At 32.8% G+C, this 22200-nt stretch carries 15 protein-coding genes; 6 read left to right on the forward strand and 9 right to left on the reverse strand.

What is annotated here, in order from left to right:
• From QYS47_RS10320 to QYS47_RS10340, 5 genes are all read left to right on the forward strand, one after another.
• Nucleotides 1-1494 carry a CsgG/HfaB family protein gene (locus QYS47_RS10320; RefSeq protein WP_322345960.1) on the forward strand — a complete coding sequence of 498 codons (1494 nt, stop codon included), beginning with the start codon at nucleotides 1-3 and terminating at the stop codon, nucleotides 1492-1494.
• Between the two features lie 112 nt (nucleotides 1495-1606).
• A complete protein-coding gene (locus QYS47_RS10325; RefSeq protein WP_322345961.1) occupies nucleotides 1607-2539 on the forward strand; it encodes a hypothetical protein in 933 nt (310 codons plus the stop codon).
• Between the two features lie 63 nt (nucleotides 2540-2602).
• A complete protein-coding gene (locus QYS47_RS10330; RefSeq protein WP_322345963.1) occupies nucleotides 2603-3130 on the forward strand; it encodes a hypothetical protein in 528 nt (175 codons plus the stop codon).
• 45 nt (nucleotides 3131-3175) lie between these two features.
• Complete coding sequence (locus tag QYS47_RS10335) at nucleotides 3176-4663, forward strand: carboxypeptidase-like regulatory domain-containing protein (RefSeq protein ID WP_322345965.1); 1488 nt, start codon at nucleotides 3176-3178, stop codon at nucleotides 4661-4663.
• Nucleotides 4664-4708: 45 nt separating this feature from the next.
• A complete protein-coding gene (locus QYS47_RS10340) occupies nucleotides 4709-5212 on the forward strand; it encodes a YciE/YciF ferroxidase family protein (RefSeq protein ID WP_322345967.1) in 504 nt (167 codons plus the stop codon).
• Nucleotides 5213-5292: 80 nt separating this feature from the next.
• On the opposite strand, the gene QYS47_RS10345 is transcribed toward QYS47_RS10340, so the two are convergent.
• The 3 genes from QYS47_RS10345 to QYS47_RS10355 form a co-directional block, all read right to left on the reverse strand.
• Nucleotides 5293-7425: an acetate--CoA ligase family protein gene (locus tag QYS47_RS10345; RefSeq protein WP_322345969.1), complete on the reverse strand. Its 2133-nt coding sequence runs from the start codon at nucleotides 7423-7425 to the stop codon at nucleotides 5293-5295.
• Nucleotides 7415-9832, reverse strand: coding sequence for a phosphoenolpyruvate synthase (gene ppsA / locus QYS47_RS10350; RefSeq protein WP_322345971.1), 2418 nt, complete (start codon nucleotides 9830-9832; stop codon nucleotides 7415-7417). The genes QYS47_RS10345 and ppsA overlap by 11 nt, the downstream gene beginning before the upstream one ends.
• A gap of 516 nt (nucleotides 9833-10348) precedes the next feature.
• Complete coding sequence (locus QYS47_RS10355) at nucleotides 10349-12298, reverse strand: glycoside hydrolase family 3 protein (protein WP_322345973.1); 1950 nt, start codon at nucleotides 12296-12298, stop codon at nucleotides 10349-10351.
• Between the two features lie 214 nt (nucleotides 12299-12512).
• Here QYS47_RS10355 and QYS47_RS10360 point away from each other — a divergent pair, with 214 nt between their 5' ends.
• The gene (locus QYS47_RS10360; protein WP_308356654.1) at nucleotides 12513-12692 is read left to right on the forward strand and encodes a hypothetical protein; all 180 of its coding nucleotides are present in this window, start codon (nucleotides 12513-12515) and stop codon (nucleotides 12690-12692) included.
• A gap of 21 nt (nucleotides 12693-12713) precedes the next feature.
• Here QYS47_RS10360 and QYS47_RS10365 read toward each other — a convergent pair whose 3' ends face one another.
• The 6 genes from QYS47_RS10365 to QYS47_RS10390 form a co-directional block, all read right to left on the reverse strand.
• Nucleotides 12714-12965 (reverse strand): hypothetical protein, encoded by a 252-nt coding sequence (locus QYS47_RS10365; protein WP_308356652.1) that lies wholly within the window; start codon nucleotides 12963-12965, stop codon nucleotides 12714-12716.
• 81 nt (nucleotides 12966-13046) lie between these two features.
• Nucleotides 13047-15125 (reverse strand): sensor histidine kinase, encoded by a 2079-nt coding sequence (locus QYS47_RS10370; RefSeq protein WP_322345974.1) that lies wholly within the window; start codon nucleotides 15123-15125, stop codon nucleotides 13047-13049.
• Complete coding sequence (locus tag QYS47_RS10375; RefSeq protein WP_322345976.1) at nucleotides 15115-16776, reverse strand: tetratricopeptide repeat protein; 1662 nt, start codon at nucleotides 16774-16776, stop codon at nucleotides 15115-15117. Before QYS47_RS10375 ends, QYS47_RS10370 begins: the two co-directional genes overlap by 11 nt.
• Nucleotides 16773-17708: a PorP/SprF family type IX secretion system membrane protein gene (locus tag QYS47_RS10380; RefSeq protein ID WP_322345978.1), complete on the reverse strand. Its 936-nt coding sequence runs from the start codon at nucleotides 17706-17708 to the stop codon at nucleotides 16773-16775. The genes QYS47_RS10375 and QYS47_RS10380 overlap by 4 nt, the downstream gene beginning before the upstream one ends.
• Before the next feature lie 45 nt (nucleotides 17709-17753).
• Nucleotides 17754-20717, reverse strand: a complete 2964-nt coding sequence (locus tag QYS47_RS10385; protein ID WP_322345980.1) for an HYR domain-containing protein — start codon at nucleotides 20715-20717, stop codon at nucleotides 17754-17756.
• 244 nt (nucleotides 20718-20961) lie between these two features.
• Entirely contained in the window at nucleotides 20962-22197 is a 1236-nt protein-coding gene (locus QYS47_RS10390) for a geranylgeranyl reductase family protein (protein ID WP_322345982.1), read from the reverse strand.
• Nucleotides 22198-22200: the final 3 nt, after the last annotated feature.

Raw genomic sequence — 22200 nt, forward strand, 5'->3', positions numbered from 1 at the left:
ATGAAAACTATACATCTCACATATTATTTATTAATAACATCGATGCTTATATTTTCTGCATGTACGAATTATTTGTATGAGCCAATGCGAGTAAAAGAAGCTAGACTTGGTGCTGAAACTCAACATTATAAAGAATTAACTAAGCTTCCAGAACCTAAAGAAAAAATTGTAGCTGCGGTATATAAATTTAGAGATCAGACTGGCCAGTATAAAGAATCTCAAACTGGTGCAAGTTGGTCCACTGCGGTAACCCAAGGTGCTACTTCTATCCTACTGAGAGCAATGGAGGAATCCGGATGGTTTATTCCAATAGAAAGAGAGGGTTTGTCCAATCTATTAAACGAAAGAAAGATTATTCGCTCAAGTAGGGCAAACTATACTGATCAAAAAGACCAGCTATTACCCCCACTGATTTTTGCAGGTATTATCATTGAAGGGGGAATAGTATCTTATGATAGCAATATCAAAACCGGTGGTGCAGGGGTCAGATACTTTGGTACTGGTAGTTCAGGTGAGTATAGAGAAGATAGAGTGACTATATATTTAAGAGCAGTTTCTACAAGCACCGGTAGAATATTAAAAACTATCTATACTTCGAAAACTATCCTTTCTCAACAAATAGATGTAGGGGTATTTAGGTTCGTAAGTTTAAGAAGATTGTTAGAAGCTGAGATGGGTTATACGTATAATGAACCAGGCGAGATGGCTGTAAAAGAAGCAATTGAAAAAGCAGTTATAGGATTAATAATTGAAGGTGTAGAGGAAAGTTTATGGCAGCTTTTGGATGAATCTGAACTTCAGTCAGCTGTTATAACTGAATATAAAAATGAACGAAATGAAAACACTAATATCGATGCTTTCGGTATTAATACACAAAATAGAAGAGCAACATTTGGAGTAGGACTAAATGCAACTGCTCGCTCCTACCAAGGTGATTATGTTAAAGCTAAACCTTTTGCTGGTGGGGAACTGAATTTAGAATACTCTTCTAATTCCCGATTTACTTTGATGTCAAGTATTGGAGCGCATGAAATAGGTGCTAAAGATGCATTCACTACTACTGTTGGATATGCAGACATTGGATTAAAATATAAACTTCTGAACTACCATATTACAACACCCTACTTATACGTAGGTGCCGGTACGGTAAAAGAGCTTAAAAATGATTTCGATAATGATATTAAGTATTGGGAATACTTCTATCCCCATGCCAAAATAGAATTAGGTATAGAGCATTTAATAACTAATAAATTAGGGATACAAGCTTCTGTAAATTACAAACATATACTTACTGATAATTTGGATGGCTTAGAAGTTGGAAAGTATGATGACTTTATATGGGGTGTAAATGTAGGGATTACCAAATATTTTTCCATCAATAAAAAGCCTAAAGAAGTAAAGCAAAAAATGGGTGAATTGAGGGAAGACAACAATAATAACTTATGGAGTAGAATAATTAATGAAAAAAGTACTAAGAGTAATAAGCAAAAATAAAAGTATTGAAATTCCCCAAAATATTTGAAAAAGGGATTTGTAATTGCTGGTATTGCAAGTCTGTTTCATCAGGTATTTTAATAATAGATGTTTAATTTTTAAAAAAAGAACGATGAAAAAGTTAATCAGTATAATAGCCGTATTTATGTTTATCGGCTTTTATTCAATCGCACAGAATACCAGTGATGTGTATCAATCTGGTGAAGCAAACGGGGCAGTTGTGATGCAAGCAGGTGCATTAAACTATAACTTCTCAGATCAACAAGGAGAAGGAAATAATGTTTTTGTTGGTCAAATGGGTGAAGCAAATCAAGCATTTAAAACCCAAAGAGGAACTCTAAACATGGGAATGTCTGAACAAGGTGGTATTGGTAATTTGGGAACACAAGACCAACACGGCAATGGAAATTCAGCTTTATCAATTCAATTTATGAATGACAATGTTTCTGAACAAATTCAACGTGGAAAGTTGGGTCAAGCAACAGTCAATCAAATGGGATTCGAAAACTATGCTTATCAATATCAACAAGGAAACAGCAATAATGCAAGCATTATGCAAATGAGAGAAGGCAATGAAGCTTTTCAAGAACAACTTCATAGAGAAAATGTAGCAAACGCATTCCAATCAGGCGTTGGCAATCTTTCTGAACAATTCCAATCAGGAATTATGAATGTTGCTGATGTGGAACAATGGGGAGATGAAAATTATGCTTCACAAACCCAAGGTAATGATGATGGTGAAGGCTTAGGTGAAGGTGAAAACGATCACCCACACTCAGCTGAATATAATTATGCAAACGTTCTTCAAAATGGTAGTGGAAACAGTTCTATTCAGTTCCAATTAGGAGAATCTAATGAAGCTTGGAGTGTTCAAGATGGTAGATCAAACAGTTCTTGGCAAGAACAAAATGGTTTTGAAAACTATTCAATGACTATCCAAGAAGGTACTATGAACAGATCTGAAGTTTTCCAATTTAATGCAGGACACAATTCATTTGTAAACCAAGCAGGAAATGGTAACTCAGCATTCGTAACTCAATTCTAAACTTGAAAAAATACTTTCGCTCCAAGGGCGAAAGTATTTTTAATAACAGTTAAAAAAAAGGAAATGAAAAATCTATTTGTCATAGCAACTATAGCATTATTGCTTTATAACCCAATCTCTATGGTTAAAGCTCAAAATAATAATAATGCTATCGACATAGAACAAATTAATATTGAAAATGAACAACAAAATGCTCTAAATAATGAAGTGTCATTACTTCAATTAGGGGACGAAAATAATGCTTACATCAAGCAAGTCGGACTTCATACAACCACTGTTAATCAGCAAGGATTAAATAACTCAATGTATGTTTTACAAAATGGTTTAAATGGACAATTTGCGCTAAGCCAAACAGGGAGTATGAATAATTACTATGGAGAACTTAATGGTGATTTTATAGAAGTCTATATTACTCAAGATGGGAATTATAATACAGTACAACAACAGATCTCTAGCAATTTTTCGAAAAGTAATATTGTGCAAGATGGTCAATATAATAGTGTTATACACACTTCTACTGCTACAGATTCCCCTGAATTGAATATTCAGCAAAGAGGAAATAATATGCAATTGATCATTAGATCATATTAACTAAAAAGCCGGAATATAATTTCGGCTTTTTTATCTACTATCGTCATGGAACGAATTTCAATAAGATATCTAGCAATAGTTTTGATTCTTATTCTTAACCTAAGTTCTTGTACTGAAGATGTGGTCACTCCTATTTTAACTGGTACAATAAGTGGAGTATCCATTAATAAAACTACAAATGCGCCTGTTGAGAATGTAGAAATAAACACTATTCCTGCTACCAATGAAGTTTACACAAATGATTTAGGAGAATTTATCATAGAAAATATACCGATCGGTGAATATACGGTATATGCTAAAGCCTTTGGTTTTGAGAATGAAAACATTAAAATAAATGTTACTAATAATGAAGTTACCGATGTAACTCTTAAATTAAACATTGCAAATCGAATTGCCTCAATCCCCATAAACCCTATTCCTCAAAATAATGCTATTGATCAAGCCCTTACGTTAAATCTTATATGGTCAATATCAGATCAAGGAGAACAAGAAAATCTAAAATACCAGATTCTATTATATGAAGATGATGACAATCAAATATTTCAACAAGTAGATGATTATACAGATACTACACTAACGGTAGAAGACTTAAATTATAATTCGAATTACTTTTGGCAAGTCAACGTGATTAGCTCAACAGGCAATATTACAAAAGGTGATATTTGGAGTTTTTCTACTGTAGCATTCCCTGATAATCGTTTTCTATTCACTTCTAACCGTGAAGGAGATTATAATATTTATTCATCAGACTTAGAGGGTGGGAAATTGACCCAAATAACTGAAAACAATGATTTTGAACTAAAACCATTGTATTCAAACAATAGAGATTTAATTGCTTATTCATCTAATGCAGAAGTCGACTATCATATTTATTTGATGAATAAGGATGGCAGCAACCCAAAAAAAGTAACTAACATTCCTATAGCAGGATTCCACAATCAAGGTATAGCTTTTTGTTGGTCACCTGATAATGGAAAATTGCTGTATAGTCATTACGAAAAATTATACACAATCAACCGAAATGGAACGGGTTTAAATCAAATAGCCACAGCTCCTAATGGCAAGCATTTTAGAAGTTCAGACTGGACCTCAGTAAACGATAAAATTGTAGTTGAAACTATTGGTTCTACCATCTATGAATCTGAAATATACTTAATGAATAGCGATGGTTCTGACACTATCCGCTTAGTAGATGATTTACCTGGAATTATCCAAAACCCAAGCTTCTCAATAGATGGCAAGGAAGTATTGTATACACAGGATATTTCAGGCTATGAATCCGCTAATGGAAGACAATTAAACGCCCATATCTTTAAAATAAATATTGAAACTAAGGAAATTTCAGATCTATCAAATAATAAACCCAATGGAACCAATGATTTGCAAGCAAGATTTTCACCTGATGGTGCCAGTATAATATTCATGAATACATCGAATGATGGTTCAGGATTAAAATCTATTTGGAAGATGGATACCAATGGCACTAATAGAACTTTATTATTTGAAGATGCTGAAATGCCTAATTGGCAATAGAAATCGACTTTAAAACCATTATTTATAACAATAAACAATAGAATTATGAAAACTATAGCGGCACTTAAAGACTTATTTATCGAACAGGGAAAGGAATTGTATAATTCTCAAGAACAGGAAATCAATATTCTGACAAAATTTAGAAAATCCATTAATTCAGAGGATTTACGAGAAATAGTTCGTCAGTATATCAAACAGGTTTGGAGACAGCAAGGTCGATTGGAAAATGCATTTGATGATTATGGAATCGAACTGGAAAATGAACACAGCGAACCATTCGGTGCATTAATTAACAAAAGAAACCAATGGATTAATAAAATAGCTGATACACGATTGAAGGATATAGAAATTGTGAATGCTATACAGCATTTTAACCATTTCAAAATAGCGGGTTATATTGCTATGGTTAGTTATGCAAATGAATTGGAAGATTCTAGCGCTAACAGATTGTTTAGTATTTCTCTGGAAGAAGAACGAAAAATGGATCGTAAAATGACTAAACTTACAAAGCAGTTAAATCATGAAATTCTCTCCCCCTCTTCAACCTAATCACTCGAATTGTAAGAGATTAAAAGGATTGGTTTAATACTAAAAATTTTAATCTCTTTTTTTGATGATTTAGATATAACTCATTTTTTAATAACTTGTTTTTTCAATATGATGCGAGCATCTGCTACAATGGCGTCATTCTCAAGAGCAAATACCGGGTTTAAATCTAAGGATTCAATCTCTGGAAAATCATTAACTATATTGGAGACTTTTAAAAGTAGATTAACAAGCGCTTCTTTATTAATAGGTTTAATACCACGATAGCCTTCCATTATTTCCTTAGCTCTTATTGATTCTATTAACTCGTAAGCTTTAACTTTTGTGAGTGGTGACATTGCTAATTTAATATCCTTTAATATTTCAACATAGGTTCCACCTAAACCAAACATTATAAAATGGCCAAAACCTTCATGAAATTTACTACCAATAATAAATTCAATTCCTTTTTTAATTTGTGATTGTATCAGTACCCCTTCAACCCTTTTAGAATTAAAGCTCTCATATAAGCGATTATAGGCTTCAATCAATTCAGTTTTAGTATTAATATTAAGGATTACACCTCCTTGATCAAATTTGTGGAGAACACCTTTGGCTATGATTTTAGCAACCACTGGATACCCAATTTTATCCGCTAAAGAAATGGCTTCACCAATATGCTTGGTCACATAATGAGGGGCCAAGGTAACCCCATATTCTTTGAGTATACTATAACTTTCAACTTCATTCAAGTATTCTTGATTATGGTGCTTAGCTTTATCGAATAATTTTTTTAGATGATTATATTTTCTGTTAATTAACTTTGTTTTTTGAACTAGTGGGTCCTCGAACTTATAATTAGCAAATCTTACATAATTAGAAAAGGCATTTATGGCTTGTTCTGGAAATTCATAGTTGGGTAAATCATAGGCATCAAAAATAGTGAACAATTCTTCATTGATAGAAGGAAACACAGCGGCAAGTGTAATTTGATTTTTTCTAGCTTTAGCTACCAAATCTAGTATTGAATTCAAAATTTGGGCTCTATTCGTCATAAATTGAGGAGTACAAATCATCAACAACAAATCAAAGCTATTTATATCAAGAAGGGTCTTTAATGTATGACTATACCGTTCTGCCCCTGCATCTCCTAATATATCTACGGGATTAGCAGTTGAGGCTGCATTAGGTAACTCTTTTTGAAGAATGTCTTGCTCAGGTTTCATTAATTTTATAGCCACTAAGCTTGTATCCTTAGTGGCATCCATTGCCATAATTCCTAATCCACCTGCATTAGTCAATACTAATAATTTATTACCTTTTGGCTTGGGTTGATTCGCAATAAGCAAAGCAGTTGTAAATAATTCTTCAATGGAATCTACTCTAAGTACACCACAATCATCAAGAAACTGACTAACAATATTATCTTCGCCAGTTAATGCGCCTGTATGGGAAAGTGCTGCTTTAATACCACTTTCAGTTCTTCCTGATTTTAATATAATAATGGGTTTTAACTGCTGTTGATTTTTTGATTGAATTATCTCCTTAAATCTAATACCATCTGAAAAACTTTCTAGATATAACAATATCACTTTAGTTTCTTCATCATCAATTAAATAATTCAATAGATCATTTTCATTTATAGCTGTTTTATTACCAATTGTTACAAATTTACTGAATCCAATATCTTGCCTCGCTGCATATTCCAAAGCATGTATACCAATGGCACCACTTTGCGAAACAAAAGCTATGTTGCCTTTCTTAGGAGCAACACGAGCAAAGGTTGCATTCATATTAATAGTTGGTTGAGTATTGATAACTCCCAAGCAATTCGGACCAATTACAAATAATTCGTGAGCGTAAACTACTTCAACTAATTTTTCTTCTAATACTTTAGCTCCAATTGATGTACTTTCCTTAAAGCCAGCAGTAATGATTATAAAGGTTTTGATTCCTTTTTTGTAAGCTTGATTTAGTATATCTGGAACCCTTACGGCATCAACTGCAATAATAGCTAAATCAACATTATTATTTATTTGCTCTACACTTGAATAAGCTTTCAACCCTAAAATTGAGTTTGTATTTGGGTTTACAGGATAAATTTTCCCAGTAAACCCTCCATTAAGTAAATTTTTTAGTAAAGCATAGCCTACTTTATCGGTATGAGTTGATGCCCCAATAACTGCAATAGATTTTGGATTAAATAATTGATCAAAAAATTTATTATCAAATGGCATCTATTTGTTGGTTAATCATAGATTCAGCATGATTAATACTTTTTATCCCTTTAATCAAAGCATCGGGGTTAAAGGATATGCTGTCGATCCCATTTTTAACTAAAAAATAAGTGAAATCTGAAGAATCACTAGCAGCCTGACCGCATAATCCAATTTTAGTGCCTGTATTTTTTGCACTAGTAATAGCTTCCTTAATAAGTTTTTTAACTGCTTCATTTTCAGCATCAAACATAGATTGCAACGCTTCAGAATCTCTATCTATTCCTAATGTTAATTGTGTTAAATCATTTGATCCAATGGAAAATCCATCAAAATATTCAGCAAATTTTTCCGCAAGTATAACATTACTAGGTATTTCTACCATCATATATAATTCCAATCCATTAGCCCCTCTTTTAAGACCATATTTGGCCATAATATCCACTACTTTTTTAGCTTCATCTAAGGTTCTACAAAAAGGGATCATCAATTTAACATTTGTAAATCCCATCTCTTCTCTTACAATTCTCATGGATTCACATTCTAATTTGAATCCGTCTTTGTAACCCTCACTATAATATCTTGAAGCGCCTCTCCAGCCTATCATAGGGTTTTGCTCCTCTGTTTCAAATTCCTTACCGCCTAATAAATTTGCATATTCATTCGTTTTGAAATCGCTCATTCTTACGATTACATCTTTAGGGTAAAAGGCAGCCGCAATAGTTCCTACAGCTTGAGATAATTTCTCTGTGAAATAATCCTCTTTGTTAGGATAGGCAAAGGTTAATTCTTCTATTTCAGCTTTGGCTTTCTTATCCTTTAAGTTTTTAAAATGTGCTAATGCCATAGGATGAACCTTTATGCTATTATTTATTACAAACTCTAATCGCATTAGTCCTACTCCATTATTGGGTAGAAATGATAGTTTGAAGGCTTGATCAGGATCAGCCAGAATAAACATGACTTCTGTTTGGGGTAGTTTTATTTCTCTGGTATCAATTTCTGTGCTTTCCCAGTCTAATTTCCCTTCATAAATAGTTCCTTTTTTTCCATCTGCACAGCTTACAGTAATCTCTTGTCCATCTTTTATTAATTCTGTAGCTCCATGAGCGCCAACTACAGCTACAGCTCCAGTTTCACGAGCTACTATAGCTGCATGACTTGTCCGACCTCCTGTATTGGTAACAATAGCCGCTGCCCTTTTAAGAATAGGGTCCCAATCTGGATTGGTTAAATTTGTAACCAGTATTTCCCCTTCATTCAATTTGTCAATTTCAGCCGGACTTTGTAGAATTTTTGCTTTCCCAGCTGCAATTTTCCCTCCTACATTCCGGCCTTCTACAATAATTTTGCTTTTTGACTTTAGTTTATAATCAAAGAATTGAAACTTCGATCGTAAAGAATGAACTGTTTCAGGTCTTGCCTGAACAATATATAATTGTTGGTTTATTCCATCCTTTGCCCATTCAATATCCATAGGCTTTTGATAATGTTCTTCAATTTGAATAGTCCATTTTGCAAGTGTTTCTAGTTCGGTATCAGTTAATACATATTGTTTTTGTTTTTCTTTAGCTGTCTTGTGGTTGATAGTTTTTGTTTTATACGTGAATTTCTTATTCTCATCTTTAGCAGCATAGGTCATGGTTTTTTCTTTTTGCCCTAAATGCTTAAAAAGAATAGCTTTCTTACCTGCTTTGATAGCTGGTTTATAAAGACAAAAATCATCTGGAGAAACTGTGCCTTTTACTACATTTTCACCTAAGCCCCATGCTCCAGTTATATTCACAACTTTATCAAAACCCGTTTCTGTATCTAAACTGAAACAAACCCCTGCAGAACCAAGATCTGATCGTACCATTTTTTGTACACCAATTGAAAGGGCTACATCCATATGATTAAATCCATTATCCTCTCTGTATTTAATAGCTCTATTTGTAAATAAAGAAGCATAACACGCATTACAAGCAGCTAACAATTCTTGCTCTGATACAATATTTAAATAGCTTTCTTGTTGCCCGGCAAAACTAGCTTCTGGTAAATCTTCAGCTGTTGCACTGCTTCTTACTGCTAATTGTAGTGAATCGGGATAATTTGATTTTAAAGATTGATAAGCTTCAATGATTTGATTTATTAAATCAGTTGGTAATTTAGCTTTACCTAATAATTTCCTACACTTCTCTCCAATTTCAGCAAGGTTTTTAAATCCTTTAGTATCTAATTCACTTAGGGTAGATTTTAGTTTATCTCTTATATTATTAGAATCTAATATATCCCAATAGGCTTCAGCCGATATCGCAAAACCATCTGGAACATTTATTCCTTTTGGCACTAATTCATTATACAACTCACCTAGGGAAGCATTCTTACCGCCTACTCTTCCTAAATCGGAAAGAGATAGCTCTTTAAAGGGATATATGAACTGATTCATGATTTAAAATTATGATTCAAAGAATGTATTCTTGCTCTAGCTATCTGATAATTCTAGGCTAGAAAAATTACCATTTTACTGGAACGTTAATTAATAATCTCTTCAGATTAATTTGCTACATAAAGCTAGGAAATAGCATTTTGATAATTGATGACTGGGGTTTTCTGAAAGGATGATTTATATCATATAACTGATGCTAAAATTTACTCCTCAATTAAAACAAAGAGTGGGAAATTATTCCTGGTCGAAACAACTTCCCACTCATTTTGCAGTTGCAAAATATCAAGTTACCGTTATTTTGGCTACTTCTTTTCATTTCTAATTAATATTGAAATCAAAAGAATTTATCAAAACAGAAGATATCTTATCCCAAACTCATTACTGAAATGATTTCAAAGAATATTTCAATTTTGATAAGGCCTATCGCCTGCCTTTTATCTCTTACTTGATATTATAAAGATACTAAGCCAATAAAAATTTACCAATGAGGAAAATTATAAGCATTGATGATATTGGTCATTGATATGTTAAACCAAAACCAAATTCGTATAATGGGTTTTCACTATCATAAGGAACATCCGTCAGCTGATTTTCAACAGTCTCCATTGAAGAAGGTAATTCAAAAGGTAGCTTTCCTTGAGGCTTAGCTTTCCCGAAAATCACTTTACAAACATTTTCGTCACTAGCACCATAATCAGCAATAAGTGCTTTTGATTTCTCTGATAATTCAGGAATTACAGCTGGTCTATCAAGATATAGATCTACCACTGTAGGTACTGTTTCCATTAACTCTATCAATCTAGCCTTTTCTTCTCCATTAAAATTTAGGTCCCCGTGGTGAAAAGATTGAGCAAAAGGATTTTTAGTATCAACCGGATACCAAGGAGTATTTAATCTTACTATAGCGAAATCTGCTTCATTGGGCTCAGTCACTACTTTTGCATATTTTGAAACAATTGCGCTATCCATTCCCTCCAAATATACCTTCAATTCATTTTCTTTTAATGGCAATACATTCTCATCATTCTTAAGAAGAGTCATCGCCATTTGTTGTGTAGCATCCCCTAATTCAACATATTCTTTTTTCATCAATCGCTCCCCTACTTTCGCTTCGTCCACAAAAGGATTATCAAATAGGTCTAATTGGAATTTTTGTTTTAGTAAACGTTTTATTGAGATATCTAATCTCTCTTCCGATAATTGTCCTGATTTCACTAACTTAACCACAACTTCTGGTCTATTTTCACCACCGAATTGATCACAACCTGCTTCAATAACCTTTAAAACTTTATCTGTTACAGCTAAATCTTCCACACCCCATGCTCTGGCTGACCATATTACATCTGGTCCCATTGGTGTATCAGTTAACAATCCCCAATCTGTACAAACAACTCCATCATAGTTGTATTTATTCCTCAATAAATCAGTGATGATAGCTTTATTAAACGCCATAGCAACATTTTCATCTGTTTGATCTATAGGAACGCCATAATACGGCATAATGGAAGCAGTATTAGCTTCGAAAGCTGCTTCAAATGGAATTAAATGATAGTCAAAATTATCACCAGGATATATTTGACCTTTTTGGAAAGAAAAATGAGGATCTAATCCTTCCTTTTGGGGACCACCACCAGGAAAGTGTTTTGTCATACAAGCCACACTATTTTCCGATAAGGTCTCTCCTTGCATACCCTTAATGTACGCTTTCACCATTTTAGCCGTCAATTCTGCATCTTCTCCAAATGTCCCGCTTATTCTAGCCCATCTAGATTCAGTTGCTAAATCGATTTGAGGATGTAAAGCTAATCTTAAACCAACAGCGTTATATTCTTTCCTGACTATCTCTGCAAACTCCTTTACAATAGAGTCATTCCCAATTGCCGCCAAACCTAATGTTTCACAAAACTGTGTAAACCCACTTGCTTCCATTGAGAAAATAGAATTACTAAAATGGTGTCTAGGATCAGAAGCAATCGTAACAGGAATACCTAGTCTTGAATTTTCGGTATACTGCTGCAAATTATTATACCAGATTGCCATAATTTGGGGATCAGATGGAATACTCCATACATTAAAATGGTTCAGTTTACCTTTATCAATATTATTTTTAGCCGTTGGGTATCTTGCTCCAGGTCCTGTAGCATTCGGGTCTTTATCCAAGCTACCATCTTCATTAACAGCAACTCCAGGCATAAATAGCATTCCAGCCTTTTCTTCTACTGTCATTTGAGCGATTAAATCCTCTATCCTTTTCTCTATCGGAGCATTAACATCCTCATATACATCAAGCTTGTTGTTTTTATTAAGATCACGGAAAACAGCTCCATTTACTTCTGCTTTTAGAGCAGTTTTCTTTAGAACGACTTCATCAAGTTGATTTTCCTGATTTGAGCTGTCCTGATTTGTTTGGCAATTAATTAGGAAAATTGATCCTAAGATGAGGATAATGTAATTAAGAATTTTCATTAAGATAAATATATATTTTATGTATTAAGTTATTAATTTAAAGTTCATTTATTGCATATAAAATCCTTTTTTGGTGCAATTTCTGTTCTTATGGTCGAATTGATAATTCAAACAATGATAAATATCTATTTTGATTGATATTTTATTAAATAAATCATCACTAAATCAAGACTAATCATCGTATATAGTATTAATTACATTATTTGTTGATAGAATGATAAAGATCGATATAAAATATAAAAACGTACTTTTGGAAGTACTAGAAGATAAAATGTACAAATTGTCTCTCGAATTAGATGAGCTAAAAGGTGGTCCTTTGGATTCGAAGAGAAAAGAACTTGATAATAAGCAGAAAGAAATTGAAGAGCTCCAACATATTATTTCCAGTGCATAAGGGTAATAAAATAGGTATGAATTAACCTACCCTACTCTCTGAATATAAATCATAAGCCGCTACCAGAGATTCTCTTCCTGTTGAATTCTCATAACGTTCAAATCGATTGATATTTTCTCTTTCTTCTACATAAACCGGATTATAAGCATCATCATAATTATCCCAGATAATGAGCATATATTTATAACCAATTTTACTTTCACGGCCATTCTCAAGCCATTGTTCAAATATCTCTTCTTCTAAGGGTTTAGGAAAAGCTGCTCCGTCAAACATTAGGTTTTTCTAATTAATTATATCCAAAATTAGCAGCTATAATCGAACAATCTATGTTAGCGACCAAAAAGATTTCTAGATCTAATTATGATTAAGACTTCCCAGATATTCAAGCGTATTGCTTCCTTTACCATCTATGGGTAAAATAACTGTAAAAGTGGTTAAACCATCCGGGCTATTTTCATAATAAACTTTGCCATTTAGCAATTCAGCTGATTTTTGTACAATATATAATCCTAATCCATTTCCATCAGAATATTCACTTCCAACATGGAACATTTCGAAAAGTTTAGGTTCAATATTTTTATCCACACCTACTCCATTATCAGAGACTTTTATTTTTAAAGCGTTATCCTCTAATTGAATATTTAATTCAACTCTTGGCTGTTGATTATTATCTACCCATGAAAAATATAATGCGTTTTCTATCAAATGGTAAATACTTACCTCAACTAATTTTGAAATACTCAATACATTTTTAGGAACATCGATCTGAAGATTAAAATCAATATTCCTCTCCTTAATTAATTCCTGAAAGGAATCCATAATTCTTGTAACGATATCAGAAATAATAATTTCTTCAAATTGACCCGGTTGATGGATTTCACTTACTGTACTTAGTTTTTTAAGTAGTTTATCCATTCTATTATTGGTTTTGAATAATAGATTAGTCAATTCGACATTATTTGTTTCCCTGTTAATCAGATTACTTATGCCAGCGATGGAACTTAAAGGGGCTCTTAAATCGTGAGATGCTTTATACAATACTGTATCAAGTTCTTTAAAGGTTTTGTTCAGAAGGTATGTACGTTCTGAAACTATATTTTCTAAATTTTCATTAGTCAATTTAACTACTTTATTAGCTTCTATTAGAGCCTGTTTCTGCTTTTTAAGACGAGCTCTAAAATAGAAAAGTAATATGATGAGCAACGAAAAAATAAAGACAACGCCAAAGGTGATTAATAGACGCTCTTGGTATAGTTTCTTTTCTTTTAACCTTTCTTTTTCACTTTCGGTTAGTTTTGATTCTAATTCTTGAAGATCAAAAAACCTTCTTTTTAATTCGGTTATAACGGTTAAGTAGGAATTTAAATTTTCATTAAACTCATCTTTATTTTCTTTCAGCAAAATTTCTAAAGCTTCGATCTCCGATAACAAGGATTCTTTTGATTCCTCTGTCATATTTTCAAATCCAACATTAAGTTTATCCCTTACAATTTGAATCTTATCCTCTAAAATGATTCTCTTCCGAGACATTTCTTTATTATCACTTCTAGCTTGCTCCAATAGTATATCGATATCTTCCTGCACAATGGTCGAATCAGAGATTTCATTAAGCAGCTCATTAGTAGTGTTTGAAGAACCATTATTCATTCTACTCAATAACTCATTGAATTTGCTATCAAGCCGTGCTTGTGTACGAGTATCAATCTCAGACTTTCTTATTGTATTTAATAAATTATAAAATGATATTAAGTTTGATAAGGTATCTATACTTTGACTTGAAATCTGTTCCGAAGCTTGAGAAATTCTAACATTATTTTCCGGTATAGGAGAATCATCCTTACTATTTGCTATCTCTACCTTTTTTATGGTAAGTATTGGAGTTTCTAAATTTCTAAAGCTAATGATATCAAAATTTTCAATAACGAATTGATTTTTAGATTCAATTCGTTCATTTAATCCTAAGGGAATGGTTACATATCCATCCTGATCAGTTTGCTTAGTTATGGACTTTTTACCGTTATATGTAATATTTAGATCTACTAAAATATTATCATTTACATCAATTACCTTAATTTTTTTATCTATGTAGCTTTTTTTCCTGATTATTACTTCAAGTGTACCTTTACTAAGATTCCATGAAGCTACTTCTAATAATTCATCTTTCAGTTTAATTGATTTAATCGGGATTTCATCTGAAGGTAAATTGATAAAAATAACAGCTTTCTCATTAAGGTCAGTAAAATCCCTATTATTGATGGAAATGCTTAAATTCGGATACGGCTGAAGGCTTTCTGTGAATGTTTTTACTTGTATTACCTGAGTATTTTGAGCCAGAAGACTATAAGAATTTGAAAAGAGAATTACTAAAAATATAATTAGAAAAGCTTTGGGGAGGATATAGATTTTATGGTCATCAATTAATTTATTCTGCATTTCTTGGAATTGTATTTTTGAAATCATCATTCACCACAACTATTTCGTAACTTAAATCCTGTTTCGCAAACTTTGGTACTTCAAAACTTACCAGACCATCTAAATCATTACCAATTATTCTGATCTTGAACCTACTGTAGAAAGGTACTCTCAATTTAAAATTACCTTTTGAATCAGTACTTGTAGTTGCAACTACCACATTTTTGGTTAAATCGATTAACTCCATTTTTACATTAGGCAATGTCTCTAATTCGGTTGAGTCCATCCAATTATGCTCAATAAATTTAACATTACCTTCTACTGACATAGGGTAGCTTTGTAAATCGAGTGCAAATTCATATATATCATAATCAAATCCTTTATTTTTTCTGTTTGAACTTAGAAATCCCTCCTGTCCTAAGCTGTCAATTGTAAAGGATATTTCATCAAAATTTGAATTGATAGGATAACCTAGGTTTTCAATTTCTTTCATTCCGTTTTGATTTGTTTTATACCTATATATATCAAAGCCACCTAAGCCGGAATGCCCATTTGATGAAAAATATAAAGTCGACCCCTGAAGATACGGGAAACGCTCGTCACGCTCAGTATTAACCTCATTTCCAATATTAACAGGCTTAGTCCAGCCCTTTTCATTTTTTTCAGATTGATAAAGGTCTTTTCCCCCAAAGCTATCTTTAAAATTAGCACTAAATATCAATTTCTTTCCATCTTCACTGATCCACACTTCTGAAATATCAAAGTTTGAGTTATTGAAATGGAAAGCATTTGTCATTTTCCATTTACCTTTAATTTTATCAGCAAAATATAATTGAAGAGGAAAATTTCCCGCATTATTTTTTTGATTTGCGGAAGCAGTATAAGCCATTGAATTCCCATTATTGTATAGACTTATGGAGCTAATATGAAATGGAGTATTTAAATGGCCACCGATTGTTTTTTGGTCTTCGTAATTAAGAGCAACAATTGAAAATGGATCTGCATAGGTTCTATTCTGCTTTAAGGTATAGAACCCGGCATTTTCTTTTACATCAATTTTCTTAAAAAGACTTACCGAAGGACTGTTTGAAATATACATTACCTCATTAGTTGCAGATTTTAGCATTTGTAATTCACTATAATTAGTATTAATATTAGAGAAATGCGTAATATTCTTTGAGGAATCCTCATACAAATACGACAAATTATTAAGTCTCCATATCCTTTCACTATATAATTCATTATTAGGTCTATTTTCCAAACATAATTTATAATACTCAAGAGCATTTACAATATCCCCTGTTATCATTAATGCTTCAGCATAATAGTAATAATCATCTATAGGGAATTCCTGTTTCTTTTTTTCAAAGGACTTATAAAACTGGACAGCTTTCTGGTATTGATAAGTAAAATAATAGCTTCTAGCTAATCGTAATTCTATATTTTCAGGAGCACCTTTCTGTTTATTAATTACTTCATATATCTCTAATGCCTTTTGATAATTACCTGCTATAAAAGCTTTATCCGCATCTTGAACATAATATTTAAATGCTGAAAATACCGATTCTTGTGCATGAATAGTAGTAATGCATAAAAGAGAAAATAGGATACCCAATAAAGAAATATATAGTTTCGTATTGGTAATAAAAGTTTTTCTTTTAGCCTTCATCATTGAGGAGAATTGACATTATCATAGCTGAACTTAAAAATATATCGCAACATTATTTCATTTGAAGCCTGAGATAAATTACTAACCGTTCCAATAGGCATATCATAAGCATAGGCAAGTTGAAATTGAGGTGATACATTAAACTTTAATAAAAAATCAACTGATTCTTCCTTTCGATAGGAAACCCCAGCAGATAGCACCTCTTTGTAGGAAGTTAAAAAGTTAATATCATAACTTAGGGATGTGCCTGAAAAGTATTTGATCAAAAAACCAGGGCTTAATTTAAAGTTATTCCCTAAAGGAATATGTACCTGACTAAAAATTAAATGGTTTAGATTGATGGGATCTAATGTTACGGAATCATTGATGTTAATGCTACGATTAATTATAGAAGGAATTGAATAACCCGTTTCAAGGTATTTACTTCGATAATAAAAGCCAAAACCTGCGTTAAAGTCTGTACCAGAAAAACTTTCATCATTTACCGAGGGGTCTGGATTACTATTTTGTATTGACTGATAATTAGAATTCACATTCAGCATTCCCGCTTTTAATCCAAATGAAAGTATTTTGTCTTTTCCAACCTTTAAATGGTAAGCGAAATTACTCGCTATTGTAACATTTGAATGAACTCCAATACTTTCTCTGTGGATCATTAATCCAGTTCCTAAATGAGGATTTTTGAAAAGTGTGTGAGCTGACAAGGTTTGAGACTGTGGTGCTCCTTCCAATCCTGTCCATTGGTCTCTATGCAATAAGGAAATGCTCAAGGCTTCGCTTGCCCCCGCATAAGCAGGATTTATAAGAGATCCATCATACATATATTGAGTATACTGTACGCCCTGTTGTGCATTAGCATACATACTAGCCCAAATACTTATTATGATCATAATAAGTATTGATCTATTATATACTACATTGTTATTTACATTCATAATAAATTTCTTAGAATGAAACTTTAGATAATGATCATAAACACATCACCTTAAAATTTCAATAAAGCCTTTTTCATTTAAAACATTTTCATTGTTTCGAACTGTGATAAAAAAATAATAAGTACCTCTAGCTACAAGATCACCGTTTCTATTTCGTCCATCCCATACGGTTTCATGATTATTATAACCCCTCACTGAATATATCTCAGTCCCCCATCTATCCACAATGACCACTTGATTATCAGGAAATTTTTCTATGCCTTCTATAATCCATGTGTCATTTTGATTATCGCCATTTGGGCTAATGATCTGACTAATTTCAATTTGTAATTCTGCTGGCTCAACTGTTACACTAAATGAGCAATATATAGGTTCACTATCTTCTCTTACAAAGGAATAAACTACATCAGTGGTTCCTAATTCAAATAGATCACCAGGTTTAAAATTTGATTCAATAGAAATTTCAGAGCATTCAGAAGCTTGAATAAAAGGCTCGGTCCATTCCACATTGGCAGTTCCTTGATCATTATCAGCCTGAATAATAATATCCTCTGGACAGTTTTCTATTATCAACTCAGAATCATCTATTACATTGATTGAAAAACTACAAATACTACTATTACCATTTGTATCTGTAAACGTATATTCAACAGTGGTTACACCCAATGGAAAAGTCGCTCCTGGTTCATAATTAGATTCAAAGGTGATACTAGAGCAATTGTCCGATGCAGTGGGTTCAGTCCATTCCACTGTAGCATCACAAGTACTTGCAGCACTAATCACTATATCTTCAGGACAGTCTTCAATTACAGGCGGATTCTGATCAACAACTTCAACCGTAAAAGAACATAAAGCTGTTGCACCATTTACATCAGTTGCCGTATATTCAATTAAGTTGGTTCCCAATGGTAATACATCTCCTACATTAAAATTACTGCTGATAGTCAGATTAGTACAATCATTAAAGATTGGAGTTTCCCAATTGGCTATTCCATTACAATTCTCATTAATATTTATAACTCTATTGGCAGGGCAAAAGGCAACAGTAGGGTTAGAATTGTCTTCTACTATAACATTAAAACTACAACTACTAGTGTTTCCTGCTTGATCCGTTGCTGAGTAAATAACTTCAGTTGTTCCTACAAGAAATAAATCACCAGAATTATAATTACTTCCAATAGTAAATTCAGTGCTACAATTATCAGATAAAGTAGGTTCAGTCCATTCTACAATTGCTCCACAATTCTGATTTGCTGTAATTACAATGTCATTTACACAAGCAGCAAAAACTGGTGCAGACCTATCTTCTACTATCACATTAAAACTACAACTAATTGAGTTCCCTGCTTTGTCAGTTGCAGAATATGTAACTAATGTAGTTCCTAATGGAAAAACATCTCCAGACTGATGAGAAGAACTTATGGTTAGATTTGCATCACAGTTATCAGTAAATACTGGTGAAGACCATGTTGCTGCTGCTGTACAATTGGCATTGCTACTGATTACTATATCCTGAGGACAATTACTAACTACCCCTGCAGTATTATCTTCGACAAATACTGAAAAATTTGAGGTACTTTGATTACCTGCTTCATCTGTTGCCGTAACGGTTACAACGGTTTCTCCTAAAGAAAATATATCACCTGAACTAGGAGAAGTATCCGCTGTAATTGAGCTGCTGCAATTATCCGAAATAATGATGGGATCCCAGCTTACAATCGCTTGACATCCATCACCAGAAGTAGAAACTGTTATATCATTGAGTGGCTCAATGCTTGGAGCAGTATCATCAATAACTGTTACTTGAAAACTACAATCAATACTATTTCCTGCATCATCTTCAGCAGTATAGGTAACTGTAGTTGAACCTAACAAAAAGGCCTCACCAGGATTATGATTTGATGTAATGCTAAGATCATTATCACAGTTATCATCGAAAGTGGGTAAACTCCATCTTGCAACCGCAGAGCAATCGCCATCAGCAGATACTGTTATATCTCCAGGACAACTTAAAACTGTGGGTGAAGTATTGTCTTCCACTACAACATTAAAACTCGCATTTGCGACATTTCCTGCATCATCTATAGCCGTATAATTTATGGCAGTAGTTCCCAATATAAAAGAAGTTCCAGAATTGATATTACTTGAAATATCGACATTTGAATCACAATTATCAGAAGCCGTTACGCCAGGCCAAGTTGCAATAGCAGTACAATTTCCCTCTGCCACAACACGGATTTCAGTGGGTAAATTGTTAAAAGTTGGTGGACTATTATCTTCCACAGTAACATTAAAAGAGCGTTGAGCTGTATTTCCTCCTTCATCAGTAGCCGTATAGGTAACAGTAGTTGTTCCAAGCTGAAAAGTGCTTCCACTATTCAAATTAGAACTTAAAGTAGGAGTAAAACCACAATTGTCGCTTGCCTGTGGAGTATCCCATTCTACAATAGCTTCACAGTTTTCATTTGCAGAAATTGTAATATCATTTGGAATAGTTTCTATAATTGGGTCAATATCATCAATTAGGGTAACAAAAAAACTGCAAGAAGCTACCTCTAAACCATTCAAATTAGCTCTATAGAAAACCTCAGTAGTTCCTATTGGAAATTGCTGGCCAGGAACCGCAGTCTTTGTAAATGTAATTTCTGGACAAGGGGAAACTGGTTCATTCCATGGAACTGATCTATTACAACTGTTTAATAAGTTAATTGTGATATTTCCAGTGCATTGAACATCCGGAAAAATATAAGATGCAGGATCACTAAGATTAATAGTAATAATAAAACTACATGTTTCGATTATATCACCACTCCCATTAACTCCATTATAGGTAACGGTAGTGCTTCCCAGCGGAAAAAAATCACCTGGAGAATGAGTAGATTCTAATGTTAAACTGGTGTTCTCTAAGGATGGAGGTGTCCAGTTCACTATTTTACCACATGCACTGCTAACTGATTCAGAAATGTTTGAAGGACAATTAGTAAATAATTCTCCACTCTTTAAGCTCAAAATTGAAGAGTTTAAACTAGGTTTTACAGCAATTGCCTCAAGATTACAAAAACTAAAATAAATTAAGAAAAATATGGGTATTTTTATATTTACACGCACTATGAGAGCAATTAAAATATTTTCATGTTCAAATTATTATAAAAAGTAATTTATGTAAAAGTGATTTAATAAAAAACAAAATTAGATTTTATTTAAACCTAAGGTAGACAAAGGATATAGAAGCCAAAGTGATAAGACTAGACTATTATTTTAAGCTTCCAAATAACAGTTGTATATAGAATCTAGGTTTTATTAGTTCCTTCTTTAAATCCACATTATCCAGCATTGAAGTTAATAAGGTCCTGACGGATGAATTAGAGTTAGCTTTTTTTACTACAAAATTGAACAATTTAGGATATTTTAAAAGTTTCTGCATTGATCTGCTTATACGTAGTTCATTACGCATTTTATGTTCAATGATCTGATCATATTTATGGAGGTATTTAGAATCAAAATAATTTTTGTAAAAAGCTTCCTCAACTACTTCAGCAGCTATTCTCCCACTTCTGATAGCATTTCCAATGCCTTCTCCAGTAAATGGGTCTATCAAACTAGCTGCATCTCCTAATAATAGAAATTGTCTGCCCGAAATAGCTCTTTTCTTAGATCCTATTGGTAATCCAAATCCTTTAATGTCTTCAATTGGCTCAGCATTTTTAAAACGATCCTTTAGATTGGGATGATTATGAATCAAGTCGTATAAAATACTTTTTAAATTTAGCTGTCTTTTACTAACCTCACTTGATAACATACCTAAACCAACATTTGCTTGTCCATTTGGCAATGGAAACACCCAAAAATAACCTGGTAATAATTCTTTATAGAAATGTAATTCAATGTGATTTTGATCATTAAAACCATTCACATTTTTATAGTATTGCCTTAAACCTGCACAATAATGCTCTTTTTCAACTTTAATATTTCCTAAATATTTATTTACTACTGAATACGCTCCATCAGCTCCAATAATCAGCTTAGATGTAAAAGTGTGTAGCTTACTTTCTAACTTTACCAAATCTGATTCATATTCAATCTTTTCTATTTTTTCATTTACGAATAGTTCTACATTAGCTTGGTCTTTAATCTGATCAAACATAAATTGATCAAAATCAACGCGTTTTGAAATATATCCTGCTGCTTCATCAAAATTAGGATTAGTGAAGGGAATATCTAGTTTTTGTCCGTTGGGTGCAAAAAAACTAACGCCTTGTGATGGAAGTTTTTGATTGAATTTTTTAAATGAATCAACTAAAGTTGGATCCATCCGATCCAGCTGATTTACTACATCAGCACTCAATGCATCACCGCATATTTTATCCCTAGGAAATGTGGCTTTATCAATTACTGCAATACGTAATTTTGTATGTCTTAACTGATAAGCGCAGGTACAGCCAGCTGGACCTGCGCCTACTATAATTAAATCAAAGTGATGATTCGCCATATA

The sequence above is a fragment of the Marivirga arenosa genome, from assembly GCF_030503875.2.
Lineage (GTDB): Bacteria > Bacteroidota > Bacteroidia > Cytophagales > Cyclobacteriaceae > Marivirga > Marivirga arenosa.